The following is a 14,472-nucleotide window of genomic DNA, read 5'->3' as shown; positions in this document are numbered from 1 at the left end:
CTCTCCTGTAAGGGGCCTGTCCCGGGCTTATTGCGGTTCACGCTGGTGCCAGTCGGTCACCTGCTGGAACTGATGGGCGGCGTTCAGCAGACGCGCCTCGGAGAAATAATCCCCGATTATCTGAAGACCCACCGGGAGACCGTCCACGAAACCGGCCGGTACCGACATGGCCGGTACACCCGCCAGGTTGATGGCGATGGTGAATACGTCTTCCAGGTACATGGTCACAGGATCGCTGGTTTTTTCACCCTGAATAAATGCCGGCGAGGGCGTGGTGGGGCTCATCAGCACATCCACTTCCTTGAAGGCATTGATGAAATCCTGCTGGATCAGCCGCCTCACCTTCTGGGCTTTGAGATAATAGGCATCGAAATAGCCGGCAGAGAGAGCGTAGGTGCCCACGAGAATCCGACGTTTCACCTCTTCACCAAAACCCTTCGCGCGGGAGCGGGTGTATAGATCCATCAGATCCTTGGGATCCTCGCAGCGGTAGCCATAGCGAACCCCGTCAAAACGGGACAGGTTGGCGGACGCCTCTGCTGGAGCAATTACATAGTAGGCAGCAATCGCGAGCTTCGCGTTTGGCAGCGATACCTCTTTAACCGTGGCGCCCAGTTTCTCGTATTCCTTTACTGCGTTGCGAACCTGCTGCTCCATCGCCGGGCTTAGCTGATCGCTGAAATACTCCCGGGGCAGGCCGATTCTTAAACCTTTAAGGGGCTCGTTCAGCGTGGCGGTGTAATCCGGCACCTCGCGGTCAATAGACGTCGAGTCCTTCGGATCAAAACCTGCCATCACATTCAGCATCAGCGCATTGTCTTCCGCTGTGCGAGCCATGGTGCCGCCCTGGTCGAGACTAGACGCAAAGGCAATCATCCCGTACCGGGACACCCGGCCATAAGTGGGCTTCAGGCCAGTAACACCACACAGTGCCGCTGGCTGACGGATCGAGCCGCCAGTATCCGTGGCGGTAGCTGCCGGAATCAGCCGAGCGGCAACCGCCGCAGCGGACCCTCCCGATGAACCGCCCGGCACCCGCTTATTACCTTCACTCAGGCCCCAAGGGTTGGTCACTGCGCCAAAATAACTGTTCTCGTTGGACGACCCCATGGCGAACTCATCCATGTTGGTTTTGCCCAGGCACACCGCACCGGCCTGGCGGAAATTCGCCGTAACGGTGGCATCATAAGGCGGAACAAAGTTCTCCAACATCTTCGAACCGCAAGTGGTCCGAACGCCGTTGGTACAGAAAATGTCCTTGTGCGCAAACGGGATCCCCGTCCAGGGCGTCGCATTCCCCGCCGCACGCTGGTCATCCGCCACGCGGGCATCGGCCAGCGCCTGCTCTTCGGTCACGGTGATAAAGCTGTTGTACTTCGAGTCTTCCCGCTTGATGCGGTCGAGGAACTCCTGGGTCAGCTCTACACTGGAAATCTTGCCGCTTTCCAGTTCCCGGGAAAGCTCTGCTACGGATTTGTTATGCATGACGTGTCCTTTCACTCGATCACTCGGGGAACCAGATAAAGCCCGTTCTCGGTTGCCGGGGCAATCGCCTGGAACGCTTCCCGCTGATTGGTCTCGGTTACCTCGTCAGCGCGCAGGCGCTGCACTGCATTCAGCGGATGGGCCATGGGCTCAACCGAATCGGTGTCGGCAGCACCCAACTGATCCACCAGATCCAGGATGTTGCCCAGATCCTTCTCCAGAGCCGAAACCTGCTCGTCATCCACACGAATGCGGGCGAGCACAGCGACTTTCTCAATGTCCTCACGGGAAATGGTCACGCATTGCCTCCCAGATAAATGAAATGTCATTAATAAATGTTTTGAAAAAAGAGGGCCGCTCTGAACTGCGGGGACGTTCGGAGATCCCTTTTCAAAACTGTAGAGGGCCAAGGATGGCCCGAAACAAGCGCACATGGACGTGCTCGTAGCGTGTTTTGAAAAGGGATCTCCGAGCGGCCCTACACCGAAGCCGGAAAATCAGGTGGACCATGGTAACAGATTCGAACAATGGCGGGAGGCCCCAGCCCATAAGGTAAATGTGTGAACCGTAAGGCTTGAGGCCCGTTAGCGCCTTGCCTGCAGGGGTGCTCACTGCTAAAGTTGCCGCATCTTTTCTTTGCGACTGCAACTCTCAGGTTGAAACTACACGAATGTTGATAAAAAGACTCCGAGGCATCTTCTCCAGCGATCTGTCCATCGACCTGGGCACCGCCAACACCCTGATCTACGTGCGTGAGCGCGGAATCGTGCTGAACGAGCCCTCGGTAGTGGCCATTCGCACCAACAACTCTCAGAAAATGGTTGCCGCTGTCGGCGCTGAAGCCAAGCGCATGCTCGGCCGTACACCGGGCAACATCACCGCTATCCGCCCCATGAAAGACGGCGTGATTGCAGATTTTGTGGTAACCGAAAAAATGCTCCAGCACTTTATTCATAAGGTGCATGAGAACAGCTTCATTACCCCGAGCCCGAGAGTGCTGGTGTGTGTTCCCAGCAAGTCCACCCAGGTAGAGCGCAAAGCCATTCGCGAATCCGCCCTCGGTGCTGGTGCCCGGGAAGTCTTCCTTATTGAAGAACCCATGGCAGCCGCTATCGGCGCCGGTCTGCCGGTTGAAGAAGCCAGCGGCTCCATGATCGTGGACATTGGTGGTGGTACCACCGAAATCGCCATTATCTCCCTGAACGGCATCGTCTACGCCGAGTCTGTGCGGGTTGGCGGTGACAAATTCGATGAAGCCATCGTTACCTACGTGCGCCGCAACTACGGCAGCCTGATCGGTGACTCCACCGCCGAGCGTATCAAGCACGAAATCGGTTGCGCATACGAAGGCCTCGAAATCCGCGAGATCGATGTGCGCGGTCGCAACCTCGCCGAAGGTGTGCCCCGGGCATTTACCCTCAACAGCGAAGAGATTCTCGACGCGCTGCAGGAATCCCTGGCGCAGATCGTTCAGACCGTCAAGAGTGCTCTGGAACAGTCTCCGCCCGAGCTGGCGTCCGACATTGCCGAGCGCGGTATTGTTCTGACCGGCGGCGGCGCACTGCTGCGCGGGCTGGACAAACTGATCAGCGAGGAAACCGGCCTGCCGGTGATTATCGCTGAAGACCCGCTGACCTGTGTGGCCCGTGGTGGCGGCAAGGCGCTGGAAGTGATTGACCGGGGTGGCATCGGAATGTTCTCCCAGGAGGGATAATCCTGTGGGGAGGGCTCGCCATTAAAACCATCTTTGTCCAGGGGCCTGTTCCCGGCTTCAGACTCCTCATTGTTCTTCTCGTATCGGCAGCCCTGGTGGTTGCCGATGCGCGTTTCGACAAGCTCTCAACGGTGCGAAGTACCATTGCAACCGGTCTGGCACCCGTGTACTGGCTGGGGAATGCGCCCTACGAATTTTCCGACTGGTTCGCCGGGCTGTTTGAAAATAAACAGGATCTTCAGGAAGAGAATGAAGATCTCCGGGCTCGTTTGCTGATCCTCGAGCGTCGCGCCCTGAAATACGCCGCGCTTGCTTCCGAGAACAACGAGCTGCGCCGCCTGATGAACTCATCAGAAGTATTGGATGACCGCGTCATCGTTGGCGAGGTGGTCGGTGTCTCCCCGGATCCCTTTTCCCACGAAATTATTATCAACAAAGGGCGCAGTGACGGCTTGTCGCCGGGCCAGGCCATTCTGGACGCCCATGGTCTGATGGGCCAGGTGGTGCAGAGCAGCCAGATTACCTCCCGCGTCTTGCTCGTCTCCGACAGCAGCCACGCCGTTCCGGTGGAGGTTGTGCGTAACGGTTTGCGCGCCATCCTGCTGGGTACCGGCGATACGGATACCCTGGATCTCGTTCATGTGCCGGATACGGCGGATATTCGCGAGGGCGACCTGCTCGTCAGTTCCGGTCTTGGTGGCCGTTTTCCGAGGGGCTATCCGGTCGCCGAGGTCAGCCGCATTTCCAAGGAGCCGGGCGAACCTTTCGTGTCTATCGAAGCCACACCCAAGGCGCAGCTGAACCAGAGCCGTCTGGTGCTGGTGGTTTTCCCGCCTGAGAACGCCTCTCTGGCAGAGGCCGAGACCGATGAGGGCGAGTCCGCTGCCAACGCTGGCGAAGAAAACACCGTGGGAGGGCAGGACTGATGTTATCGGTAATCAGTTATCCGGTCTTTGTACTCTCTGTGGTGGTTGCCCTGGTGTTCAGTATTTCCCTGTTCCCTGTTGGCTGGTTCGAGTTCCGACCCGAGTGGCTGGGGCTGGTGGTTTTCTACTGGACGTTCCGGGCTCCCGCCCAGTTCGGCATCGTGCTGGCCTGGTGTCTTGGCCTGCTGCTGGATGTGCTGGAAGCTACACCCCTTGGCGTTAACGCCATGGCCATGGCACTGATTGCCTTTCTGGTACTCACCATTCATCAACGCTTGCGTATGTATCCGATGCCCCAGCAGTGCCTGATGGTGTTCCTGTTGCTGGGTATCAATCAGATGCTGGTGCATTTCGTGAAGCAGTTGCTGGGCGCCGATGACGCCGGTTTCAGCTATCTCTGGCCGGCCCTGACTAGTGCGCTGGTGTGGCCGGTATTCTGTATTCTGCTGGACAACATAAACCGCAAACTGGGTTAGCCATGCCATCAATCATTCTCGCTTCGGCCTCGCCACGCCGGGCGGAGCTGTTGCAGCAAATCGGCCTGAATTTTTCGGTTCGACCGGCAGACATTGATGAGACGCCGGAGTCCGATGAAACCCCGGAACATTATGTGGAGCGCCTGGCTCGCGAGAAGGCACTGGCGGTGGCCGAGGCCGCGCCCGACTGTCTGGTGCTGGGGTCGGATACCTCCGTGGTTCTGGATGGCGTGATCCTTGGCAAGCCGTCTGGCCAAGCGGAGGCGAGGGAGATGCTGACCCGCCTGTCGGGCACTACCCATCAGGTCATGACCGCCGTGGCACTTGCCACCGAAGGGCATTGCCAGTCATCCCTGGTGACTACCGAGGTTTGTTTCAGGGAGCTTTCGGAAGGCGAGATCGAAGCCTATGTGGCCAGCGGCGAACCCATGGACAAGGCCGGGAGTTATGGAATTCAGGGCCTTGGTGGTATTTTTGTTAATGAGCTCCGGGGTAGCTACAGTGCCGTGGTTGGTCTGCCGCTGCAGGAAACCGCCGCATTGCTGGCTGGTGCCGGTTACCCGGTCTGGAAAAACTGGCCGCGCAGTCTGGAGAGCCAAACATTATGAGCGAAGAGATTCTGATCAACGTCACCCCGGTGGAAACGAGGGTGGCCCTGGTTGAAAACGGCATGCTGCAGGAAGCCTATATAGAGCGCACCAGCAGGAAAGGCATTGTCGGCAACATCTACAAGGGCAAGGTGGTGCGCGTTCTACCGGGCATGGAAGCGGCGTTCGTCGATATTGGTCTGGAACGGGCCGCATTCATTCATGCGTCCGATGTGGTTCCGAGTCAGTCCAATGGCGATGAGCCCGCCGATATTCCCAAAACCGTTCCCGATATTCGAAGCCTGCTTCGGGAAGGGCAGTCACTGGTCGTCCAGGTTACCAAGGATCCGATCGGCACCAAGGGGGCCCGCCTGACCACCCAGCTTTCAATTCCGTCGCGGTATCTGGTGTTTATGCCAGGCGTTAGCCACGTTGGTATTTCGCAGCGAATTGAGGACGACACCGAGCGGGCCCGGCTGAAAACGCTCGTTGAGGAGGCCGCCGCCGAGGATCCGGATGTTCAGGGCGGCTATATTATCCGGACGGCCGCGGAAGCGGCATCACCTGAGGATCTGATTGGCGACATGGCTTATCTGCACCGGTTAAGTCAGTCCATACACGAGCGAATTGCCCGGGTTCAGGCGCCGGCGGTTGTGTATCAGGATCTGCCGTTGTTCATTCGCACCATCCGTGACCTGATCCGGCCCCAGACCGAAAAGGTGCGTATCGACAGCCGCGAGAGTCATCAGCGGGTGATGGAGTTTGTCGAGGAGTTCGTTACGGAATTTGCCGACAAGGTCGAGTACTACCCGGGCGAGCGCCCTATATTTGACCTCTACTCGGTCGAGGACGAAATCCAGAAGGCCCTGAGCCGAAAGGTCCAGCTCAAGTCCGGTGGTTATGTGATTATCGACCAGACCGAAGCCATGACCACGATTGATATCAATACCGGGGCGTTCGTCGGGCACCGGAATCTGGAAGAAACCATCTTCAAGACCAACCTGGAAGCGGCTCGGGCCATCAGTCGTCAGCTGCGCCTGCGAAACCTGGGCGGCATTATCATCATCGATTTTATCGACATGGAAGATCCCGAGCACCAGCGCCAGGTCCACCGGATGCTGGAGAAGATGCTGGAGCGGGATCACGCCAAGACCAAGATCACCGGCGTCTCCGAGTTGGGCCTGGTGGAAATGACCCGCAAACGAACCACCGAGAGCCTTGGTCAGGTGCTCTGCGAACCTTGCCCCATCTGCGATGGACGGGGTTTTCTGAAAACCACCGAGACCGTTTGCTATGAGGTTTTCCGGGAAATTCTCCGGGTTAATCGCGCCTATGATGCCGAGAGCTATCTGGTGATGGCCTCCCAGAGCGTGGTGGATCGCCTGCTGGATGAGGAATCCGATAACGTGGCCGATCTTGAAACCTTCATCAGCAAGACCATTCGCTTCCAGGTGGAGCCCTTCTACAGCCAGGAGCAGTATGATGTTGTTCTGCTCTGATGCCGGGAAACTGCGCCGGTTACCGGGTTAAGGGGTCTGAATGTCCTCCGCTGACCACGAACCGCCGCTTCCGGAGAACCTGCCCGAGAGCCCTCCGGTTCGGCTTTTGGCGCGGCTCGCCAGCCTGATCTGGTGGATGCTGCTGACACTTCTGGTGCTGCTGGCCTTATACGCCGGTCTTGGCCGCCAACTGACCCAGAATGTGGACAGCTTTCGCGATGATCTGGCTCGTGAGCTGTCAGACCGACTGGGCCATGATGTCAGCATCGGTGGCCTTTCATCCCAGTGGTACTGGCTCGACCCCGCCTTTACGGCCAGCGACATTCAGGTCACTCACCCTGACACCGGAATTGTCGTTGCCAACCTTCAGCATCTGAATATCCGCTTTGCTGCACTGGCCTCGTTGATGCGTCTGAGGATTGTCTTTGAGGACTTCCAGGCAGACGGTCTGGAACTGACCGTGAATCAGGAGCGCGGCGGTGATGTTGCGGTGAGAGGCGCAGAAATACCGGAACCGGTCAGCAATCAGTTGCAGGAGTGGCTGGAGCTTGCCGGTGACTGGCTCTCTGATCCTTACGTCAAGATTACCCGCGTCAATCTTGGTATCCGGGATAACCAGGGCAACCTGCGCCACCTGGATATCCCCCAGCTGGATCTCGACTACCGCCGTGGATTGTTCCACGCATCCGGCCGTGCCATGCAGTCTGGTACTATCCAGCAGCTGGCCAGTTTTGCCCTCGTGGGCCAGCATTTTTTCCGGGGCGACTTTACCGGCCAGTTGTACCTTGGCGTCGATTCCGGCCGGCTGTTCGACGGACTGGTTGACGAGTACCAGTGGCGATCCCTCCGGGTGGAAGGCTTCGATCTTGGTGGTGAAGCCTGGCTTACGTTCCGCAACGGTTTGCTGCAACAGGTGACCGGTACGGTGCGGACCCCCTATCTGCAGTTGGGTGTAGGCTCTCAATCCCTGGCGCCACTGGAAGACATCCGCGCGAGATTTGGCTGGCGTCGCCACGATACGGTGATGACCGATGAGACAGTGGTCGAATCCGGGGCCTTCGCCCTTGGCGAGTGGCATCTGAAGCAGCTCCAGTGGACCTGGGACGGCGATGTGGTTTCACCTTTCAGTCTGAGGCTGGCGCCGTCGGAGGGAGGCATGTCCGTCATTGCCGACGCCCTTCCGCTTGCGCCCACACGTCGCCTCGCTGCGCGGCTTCCGTTATTGCCGGAGCGTGCACTCCGGGCCCTGCAGGACTATCGGCCCGGTGGCTTTCTGGACCAGTTGAGAATCTTCTTCCCCGAGGACGCCCCGGAAGACTTTCAGCTTTCCGGCCGGTTGCGTGACGTTAGTGTTCGGGCCCACGGCGGCGCGCCCGGCGTTACCTCTGTAAACGGAGACATCGCTCTGGACCGGCAAAGAGGCTATGTCCGGATTGCCGCCGGCGAGTCGCCCGTTTCTCTGGATTTTCCCCAGCTTTTCGGGGGCGCCTGGTCATTCCCCGTACTTGAGGGCGAAGTGGCCTGGCTGCTGGATGGCGCTATTACCCGTGTGTTTTCGGATGGCGTACGGATGCGTTACGGCGAGGCCACCGAACTGGACGGTGCTTTTGACCTCAGGATGGATCGAGAGGGTGAAGACAATCTGGGGCTCAAAGTGTCGGTGAAAAACGGCAACGCCGACATGCTGGCAGATTTCGTTCCGGTTAAGGCGGTAAACCCCGGTTTGTACGATTGGCTCACGACCGCCATTCTCGAGGCCGATATTACCTCAGGGACGTTTTTCGGCCATGGTCAGATAGGTTCTGGTGCACCCCGGGGCTCCTTCGTCACCTCAATGATCTATGAATTCGATCAGGCATCTGTCCGCTACGATGACGCCTGGCCGGAGGTCACAGGTGCCCGGGGCAGTGTCAGGGTTCACAATGGCGACACGCTGGTTCGACTCGAAGCAGGTCAGACCGGTGGCCTGGATCTCGATCCCGGGACGGTTCGCGTGGAGCCCTCCGATCAAGGCACACGGATAAGGGTGGATACCTCGGCACGGGTGCCCGGCGAATCGGTCGGGTTCTGGATGGAAAATAGCCCCCTGGGTGATATGGCAGGCACAGAGGCCCAGAAGCTTGAATATGGTGGTGAGTATCAGCTGGACCTTGGTGTCGACTTGCCATTGGGGACGGAGCAGCCAACCGTGGTTGAGGCAAAAATTGCCGCACAGGAAGGCACCGTCTCCTACCCCTCGGCAGGGTTGGCCTGGCGGTCGGTTCAGGGTGAACTGACCTACCACAGCGAAAACGGCTTCTCCGGTGGCCCTTTGACTGGCGAATTTTTCGATGAACCGGTAACCATTGCCTTCAGCAAGTCCCGGGCGGGCAATGCCCTTACCATCCGGCAGTCGGGAACGCTACCGGTGCCCGGGGTGTTTGAGCAGGCGGGACTTGAGACCAGTTCGGGTTTTGGTTTGCAGGGCAATGTTACCTATACCGCGGACCTGGACGTGGGATCGGATTCAACGTCGGGCATCCGCGTGCGGTCCACTCTTGAGGGGCTGGCGGTTGACTGGCCGGAGCCACTGTCAAAAACGGCGGATGAGGCAGCACCGCTGCGGGCAACCATCAATCCCTCGGCCGCCGGCGGGCTTGGCATTACGGGCGACTGGGAAAACCGCGCAACGTTCGATCTGTTATGGAAAGAGACCGGGTTTGATTTGCGTCTTGGCCGCCTGCACCTTGGCCCGCAGGTGTTGAACGATATTGATATCAATGCCCTCGATCTTGGTGACCGGTGGGTGGTGACCACCAGCTCGCAACGCGCCGAAGGCCGACTGACAATTCCGCAAAATGGCGACACGGTGAAGGCCGATTTTCAGGTGTTACGGCTCGTGCGCAGTGAAACACCCCCTGAGGATTCGCCGGAATTACTCACCCTCGAAGAGCAGCTTGAGGCGTTCCGCGCGCTGGATATGGGAAACTGGCCGGATATCGATGTCTCGATTGCGGAACTGCAACTGAACGACGAATCGTTGGGACAGTGGGCCTTCCGGCTCCGCCCCGAACCTTTTCGGTTGCAGGTAAATGACATCGAGGGGCGCCTGAATTCCCTGACACTGCTGGGCGACATGAGCTGGAGCATCGTCGGAGACCGGGAAACCAGCCGGTTTACAGGTTCCATCAGCGGGGGTGCGCTCGCGGATCTGAACGAGCTCCTCGACACTGAAATGCCGGTCACTAACGAGGGGACCAACATAGAGCTGGATCTGGACTGGCCCGGCCGTCCGGATGAGCTTTCCATACCGGAGCTCAGTGGCTCGGTCAGTCTAAGGCTGGATGAGGGTGTGATCCTGGAGCGAAACAACACGGCGCAACTGTTCCGGGTGTTCAATCTGCTGAACTCTGACACCCTATGGCGCCGGTTGAAGCTCGACTTTTCCGATCTGTATGAGCGTGGGGTGGCATTCGACGCGATCTCGGGCAAGGCGCAGATCATCAATGGCTTGCTGACCATGGATCCCGAACTGCAAATAGTGGGCCCATCCGGCGCCTTCAAACTCAGTGGCACGACCAATATGGCCAGCGAGGAGCTGGATATGCGGCTTGTGGTTGTGTTGCCCCTGACTCAGAATCTGCCATTGGCGGCGCTGCTCATGGGTGCCGGTGCGCCGATCGGCGGCGCCTTGTTTGTGCTGGACAAGATTCTGGGCGATCCTTTGAGCAGGCTGACAAGCGCAACCTACAGCGTGACCGGCTCATGGGACGAGCCGGAAGTGAATCTGCAACGGGTTTTTGACACCGGCGAATAACTTTTCTGTTTGGCAATATCGGAGGCAGTCATGAACAAGCGTGTTTCCAACCGGGTCGCAGCCATCCAGATGGTCAGCGGTCATGACATTGACGCCAATCTGCGCGAAGCGGAACAGCTGCTGGCCCGGGCTGCCGAGCAGGGCGCCTCGGTCGCCGTACTGCCTGAGAATTTTGCGGTTCTGGCCACCAGTCAGATGATTGATCGTGGTCGCCAGGAGGCGGGGGCCGAGCCTGTCATAAGAACCTTCCTGGCCGAACAGGCCCGGAAACTGGGGCTCTGGATCGTTGGCGGATCGATGCCCGTGGCCAAACGACCGGACGGCTCAGATCTGGAGGATCGGGTCAGGGCAACCTGCATTGTCTTTGATGACCAGGGTGAGGAAGTTGCCCGTTACGACAAGATTCACCTGTTTGATGCCATGGTGGAAGACGCCCATGGTCAATACCGTGAATCGGACACCTTCGAGCCCGGCGAACAGATAGTGACCGTGGATACGCCCGCGGGCAAGCTGGGGTTGGCGATCTGCTACGATCTTCGCTTTCCGGAGCTGTTCAGGCTGCTGCGTGAGCAGAATGTCGACTGGATTTGCCTTCCGAGCGCTTTCACCTGGCAGACCGGTGATGCCCACTGGTACCCCCTGATCCGGGCCCGCGCGATCGAGAACCAGGTATGGTTAGTGGCACCTGGCCAGGGTGGCCAGAACAGCGAGCGCCGTCGCACCTATGGCCACAGCCTGATCTGTGATCCCTGGGGGCGGATCGTGACGGAAATGGGGGAAGGCCCGGGCCTGGTCACCGCCGAACTGGACGCCGATCAGGTAGCCAATCTGCGCGCCCGGATGCCGGTGTGGGAGCACCGCCGGCTCAAAGGTTGAACCAACGGCTCACATGGCCTCGGCGTCATCGATGCACTCCCTGAGATAACGGAACAGTTTCCGGGCCTGGCCGGTGTTCTTCTGTTTTTCGACGTCTTTTCGGGCGTTTCGAGCAAGGTTTCGCAGGTGCTGCATATCGGCAGTGGGGCAGTAGCTGAAGAACTCGCCAACAACGGAATCGCCTTCGGCAATCATCCGGTCCCGCCAGCGTTCCGCCAGGTGGTGTCTGCGGGTGTGTTCTTCGCTACCGGCATCGAAGGCGTCGATGGCTTTCGCCAGGGCTTCAGGATCATCTTCCTGTCGGATGACCTTACCGATGTATTGCAGGTGCCGTCGTTTGGCCTCGTTCTGGCGGATACGGCGGGATTCCTCGATCGCGGCGCGGAGGGTCTCGCTGATTGGCAAGGTTTCCAGCTGATCGTTGCTCAGGTCCAGCATCCGCTTGCCCAGATCCTGCAGGGCATGCATTTCCCGTTTCAGCTGGGATTTGCTGGGGCCGTCGTATTCCGGCGCGTCGTTGTCTTGATGGTCTTTCATAAATCCGAGATCCGCTTAAGCGTAGAAAATCGTCGCGAGGCCAAGAAAGGCCATGAACCCGACTACATCGGTCACAGTCGTGAGAATCACGCTGCCTGCCAGGGCCGGATCAATATTGCGAGATTTGAGAAACAGTGGCAGAACCGTGCCAACCAGCGCTGCGGCGACAAGATTGATCACCAGCGCGGCAGCAATGATCGCGCCGATCATCACATCCTGGAACCAGAGCATGGCTGCACCCGCCACCACGGCGGCCCAGAGCAGGCCGTTCAGTATCCCTGACAGAAATTCCCGGTTCAGCAGCCAGCCTACGTTGGCGCCGCTGATCTGCCCCACGGCCATACCGCGAATCACCAGTGTAAGCGTCTGACTACCAGCAATGCCGCCCATACTGGCAACAATTGGCATCAGCACTGCGAGCGCCACCACTTTGGCGATCGTGTCTTCAAATAGCCCGATGACGGCGGAGGCGGTCAGTGCCGTAATCAGGTTGATGCCCAGCCAGACGGCACGGCGACGGGTGGTTTTCCACACCGGCGCAAAGGTGTCCTCGTCTTCGTCCAGACCCGCCATACTCATCAGTGAGTGGTCCGCATCCTCCCGGATAACGTCAACCACGTCATCGATGGTGATCCGACCCAGCAGGCGGCCCTCCTCGTTTACCACCGGCGCCGAGATCAGGTCGTAGCGTTCAAACAATGTCGCTACCTTGGTGTCGGAGAGGCTCACGGGAATGGGCTCGATGTCGGTATCCATGACTTCCCGCACGGTGGAGGCGGGGTTGGAGACCAGCATTTTCGTGATGGGCAGCATGCCAATGAAATCGTCCCGGCGGCTGACCACGATCAGGCTGTCGGTCATGGGTGGCAGGGTGCGGTGCCTGCGAAGGTAGCGGAGCACAACATCGATACTGATGTCCGGGCGCACCGTAATGGTGTCCGTGTTCATCAGACCGCCGGCGGTGTCCTCCGGATAGGAGAGAACTTCCTCCACCCGTTGCCGGTCCTGCTCGTCCATGGTCTCCAGGACTTCCTGGATGACCGTATCCGGCAGCTGCTGCAGCAGGTCGGCCAGGTCGTCTGACTCGAAATCCTCGATGATGTCCGCCAGTTCCTGAGCGTTCAGCTGGCTCAGGAAGTAGCCTCGGATATCATCACTGAGATACTGGAGAACCTCGCCTTCGAGGTCTTTGTCCACCAGGTTCCACAGCAGGGCCCGCTGCCGGGGCGGTGAGGACTCCAGCAAATGGGCAATATCACTGGGGCTCAGGCCACCGTTCAGGATGCGGGCAACCTGCTTCAGTGCGCCACTGTCCAGCGCTTCGCTCAGGGAACGAAGACGCTGGCGGGCCTGGCTTTTTTCCAGAATATCGGTCATGTGTTTATTTTACTCACCCTCACCGAAATAGTCGTTAATCAGTTCCACCAATGCTTCGATGGCCTGTTCCTCATCCGGTCCGTCGGCAATGAGCTCCACATCGGTTCCTTTGCTGGCGGCCAGCATCATCACCTGCATGATGTTCTTCGCGTCCACATCCCGGCCTTTGCCGCTGATACGCACGCTGCTGTCGTATTCCGATGCCGTGTTGACCAGCTTCGCAGTGGCGCGCGCATGCAGGCCCAGTTTGTTGATGATGGTAATGGGGCGGCGAATCATGGCTTGATCAGATCTCTTCCCGGGTCTGCAGGTGTGGCAGCTCGGTGTGCCGCACTTGCACATTGCTGTACCGTTGCCGGAAGTACTCACCCAACTGCTCGCACACATACACCGACCGGTGCTGGCCGCCGGTACAGCCAATGGAAATGGTCATATAGCTGCGGTTACTGTCTGCAAAGGAGGGCAGCCAGGTATCCAGAAATGATTTCAGGTCCTCGATCATCTTCCGGCTTGCCGGTTCTTTTTCCAGAAACTCGATAACCGGCTGATCCGTCCCGACATACTTGCGGAGGCTGGTATCCCAGTAGGGGTTGGGCAGGCAGCGGACATCGAAAACGTAGTCGGAATCCAGCGGCACGCCGTGTTTGAAGCCGAATGACTGAAACAGGAGAGCCAGTTCCTGATCTTTTCGACCGACCACGCGCTGCTTGACCATGTCCCGCAGCTCGTACATGGACATGCCGGTGGTATTTACGTAAAGATCGGAAAGCTTGGAGAGGGGCTCCAGCAGTTTCTTCTCGCTGGTAATGGCTTCCCGGAGAGAGGTCCTGTCGTCACTCAACGGATGCTTTCTGCGGGTGGCGTGAAAACGCTGCAGAAGCGACTGCTCGTCGGCGTCCAGGAAGATGATTTCAACGGTAACCCCGGTTTCCTGGAGGCGCCGGTAGATCTCCTCGAAATTGGCCAGCTCGCCGGAAAGGTTCCGCGCATCGATACTGACGGCCATCTTGCCCAGTCGACCAGGCCTGGTCTGGCTGGCGGCTTCCCGTGTGAGGGGGAAGAGCAGGCCAATAGGAAGATTGTCGATGCAATAAAACCCGAGGTCCTCCAGCACATGAAGTGCGGTACTCTTGCCCGAACCGGACCTGCCACTGACGATAATCAGCTTCATGACCACCTTACCTCCACTGCAGTGAATA

13 protein-coding genes are annotated in these 14,472 nt (G+C 58.7%); 7 read left to right on the top strand and 6 right to left on the bottom strand.

The window, feature by feature from the left end; genetic code table 11:
* Positions 1–27 precede the first annotated feature (27 nt).
* Both gatA and gatC read right to left on the bottom strand, forming a co-directional pair.
* Positions 28–1,485 (bottom strand): Asp-tRNA(Asn)/Glu-tRNA(Gln) amidotransferase subunit GatA, encoded by a 1,458-nt coding sequence (gene gatA, locus AC5JQH_RS03480; protein WP_493805309.1) that lies wholly within the window; start codon positions 1,483–1,485, stop codon positions 28–30.
* Between the two features lie 11 nt (positions 1,486–1,496).
* On the bottom strand, positions 1,497–1,784 hold the full coding sequence (gene gatC, locus AC5JQH_RS03475; protein WP_008170132.1) for an Asp-tRNA(Asn)/Glu-tRNA(Gln) amidotransferase subunit GatC: 288 nt from the start codon (positions 1,782–1,784) through the stop codon (positions 1,497–1,499).
* A gap of 374 nt (positions 1,785–2,158) precedes the next feature.
* Here gatC and AC5JQH_RS03470 point away from each other — a divergent pair, with 374 nt between their 5' ends.
* The 7 genes from AC5JQH_RS03470 (at position 2,159) to AC5JQH_RS03440 (ending at position 11,359) form a co-directional block, all read left to right on the top strand.
* Positions 2,159–3,199 (top strand): rod shape-determining protein, encoded by a 1,041-nt coding sequence (locus AC5JQH_RS03470; RefSeq protein WP_008170134.1) that lies wholly within the window; start codon positions 2,159–2,161, stop codon positions 3,197–3,199.
* A 92-nt stretch (positions 3,200–3,291) separates the two neighbouring features.
* Entirely contained in the window at positions 3,292–4,125 is an 834-nt protein-coding gene (gene mreC, locus AC5JQH_RS03465) for a rod shape-determining protein MreC (RefSeq protein WP_493791427.1), read from the top strand.
* Positions 4,125–4,601: a rod shape-determining protein MreD gene (gene mreD, locus AC5JQH_RS03460; RefSeq protein ID WP_459425089.1), complete on the top strand. Its 477-nt coding sequence runs from the start codon at positions 4,125–4,127 to the stop codon at positions 4,599–4,601. The genes mreC and mreD overlap by 1 nt, the downstream gene beginning before the upstream one ends.
* Before the next feature lie 2 nt (positions 4,602–4,603).
* Entirely contained in the window at positions 4,604–5,209 is a 606-nt protein-coding gene (locus tag AC5JQH_RS03455; protein WP_493805308.1) for a Maf family protein, read from the top strand.
* The gene (rng, locus tag AC5JQH_RS03450) at positions 5,206–6,687 is read left to right on the top strand and encodes a ribonuclease G (RefSeq protein ID WP_053112677.1); all 1,482 of its coding nucleotides are present in this window, start codon (positions 5,206–5,208) and stop codon (positions 6,685–6,687) included. Before AC5JQH_RS03455 ends, rng begins: the two co-directional genes overlap by 4 nt.
* Before the next feature lie 40 nt (positions 6,688–6,727).
* Positions 6,728–10,483 carry a YhdP family phospholipid transporter gene (locus tag AC5JQH_RS03445; RefSeq protein ID WP_493805307.1) on the top strand — a complete coding sequence of 1,252 codons (3,756 nt, stop codon included), beginning with the start codon at positions 6,728–6,730 and terminating at the stop codon, positions 10,481–10,483.
* A gap of 30 nt (positions 10,484–10,513) precedes the next feature.
* Positions 10,514–11,359: a carbon-nitrogen hydrolase family protein gene (locus AC5JQH_RS03440; protein WP_493805306.1), complete on the top strand. Its 846-nt coding sequence runs from the start codon at positions 10,514–10,516 to the stop codon at positions 11,357–11,359.
* Positions 11,360–11,368: 9 nt separating this feature from the next.
* Here AC5JQH_RS03440 and yjgA read toward each other — a convergent pair whose 3' ends face one another.
* From yjgA to rapZ, 4 genes are read right to left on the bottom strand one after another with little or no spacing between them, the layout of a single operon-like run.
* Positions 11,369–11,896, bottom strand: coding sequence for a ribosome biogenesis factor YjgA (gene yjgA / locus AC5JQH_RS03435; protein WP_008170149.1), 528 nt, complete (start codon positions 11,894–11,896; stop codon positions 11,369–11,371).
* Between the two features lie 15 nt (positions 11,897–11,911).
* Complete coding sequence (mgtE, locus tag AC5JQH_RS03430) at positions 11,912–13,273, bottom strand: magnesium transporter (RefSeq protein WP_008170150.1); 1,362 nt, start codon at positions 13,271–13,273, stop codon at positions 11,912–11,914.
* Between the two features lie 9 nt (positions 13,274–13,282).
* Positions 13,283–13,552, bottom strand: coding sequence for an HPr family phosphocarrier protein (locus AC5JQH_RS03425; RefSeq protein WP_008170151.1), 270 nt, complete (start codon positions 13,550–13,552; stop codon positions 13,283–13,285).
* A gap of 7 nt (positions 13,553–13,559) precedes the next feature.
* On the bottom strand, positions 13,560–14,444 hold the full coding sequence (gene rapZ / locus AC5JQH_RS03420) for an RNase adapter RapZ (protein ID WP_008170152.1): 885 nt from the start codon (positions 14,442–14,444) through the stop codon (positions 13,560–13,562).
* Positions 14,445–14,472 lie beyond the last annotated feature (28 nt).

The organism is Marinobacter sp. H13, from assembly GCF_059072335.1.
The sequence above is the reverse complement of the archived record's forward strand: the minus strand, read 5'-3'. Positions and strand labels throughout refer to the sequence as shown.

Bases quoted from the DNA above. Each gene is read 5' to 3' on its own strand.
- AC5JQH_RS03445 (WP_493805307.1), top strand. From the start codon at position 6,728: ATGTCCTCCGCTGACCACGAACCGCCGCTTCCGGAGAACCTGCCCGAG.
- mgtE (WP_008170150.1), bottom strand. From the start codon at position 13,273: ATGACCGATATTCTGGAAAAAAGCCAGGCCCGCCAGCGTCTTCGTTCC.
- rapZ (WP_008170152.1), bottom strand. From the start codon at position 14,444: ATGAAGCTGATTATCGTCAGTGGCAGGTCCGGTTCGGGCAAGAGTACC.
- AC5JQH_RS03425 (WP_008170151.1), bottom strand. From the start codon at position 13,552: ATGATTCGCCGCCCCATTACCATCATCAACAAACTGGGCCTGCATGCG.
- mreD (WP_459425089.1), top strand. From the start codon at position 4,125: ATGTTATCGGTAATCAGTTATCCGGTCTTTGTACTCTCTGTGGTGGTT.
- rng (WP_053112677.1), top strand. From the start codon at position 5,206: ATGAGCGAAGAGATTCTGATCAACGTCACCCCGGTGGAAACGAGGGTG.
- gatA (WP_493805309.1), bottom strand. From the start codon at position 1,485: ATGCATAACAAATCCGTAGCAGAGCTTTCCCGGGAACTGGAAAGCGGC.
- AC5JQH_RS03440 (WP_493805306.1), top strand. From the start codon at position 10,514: ATGAACAAGCGTGTTTCCAACCGGGTCGCAGCCATCCAGATGGTCAGC.
- yjgA (WP_008170149.1), bottom strand. From the start codon at position 11,896: ATGAAAGACCATCAAGACAACGACGCGCCGGAATACGACGGCCCCAGC.
- AC5JQH_RS03455 (WP_493805308.1), top strand. From the start codon at position 4,604: ATGCCATCAATCATTCTCGCTTCGGCCTCGCCACGCCGGGCGGAGCTG.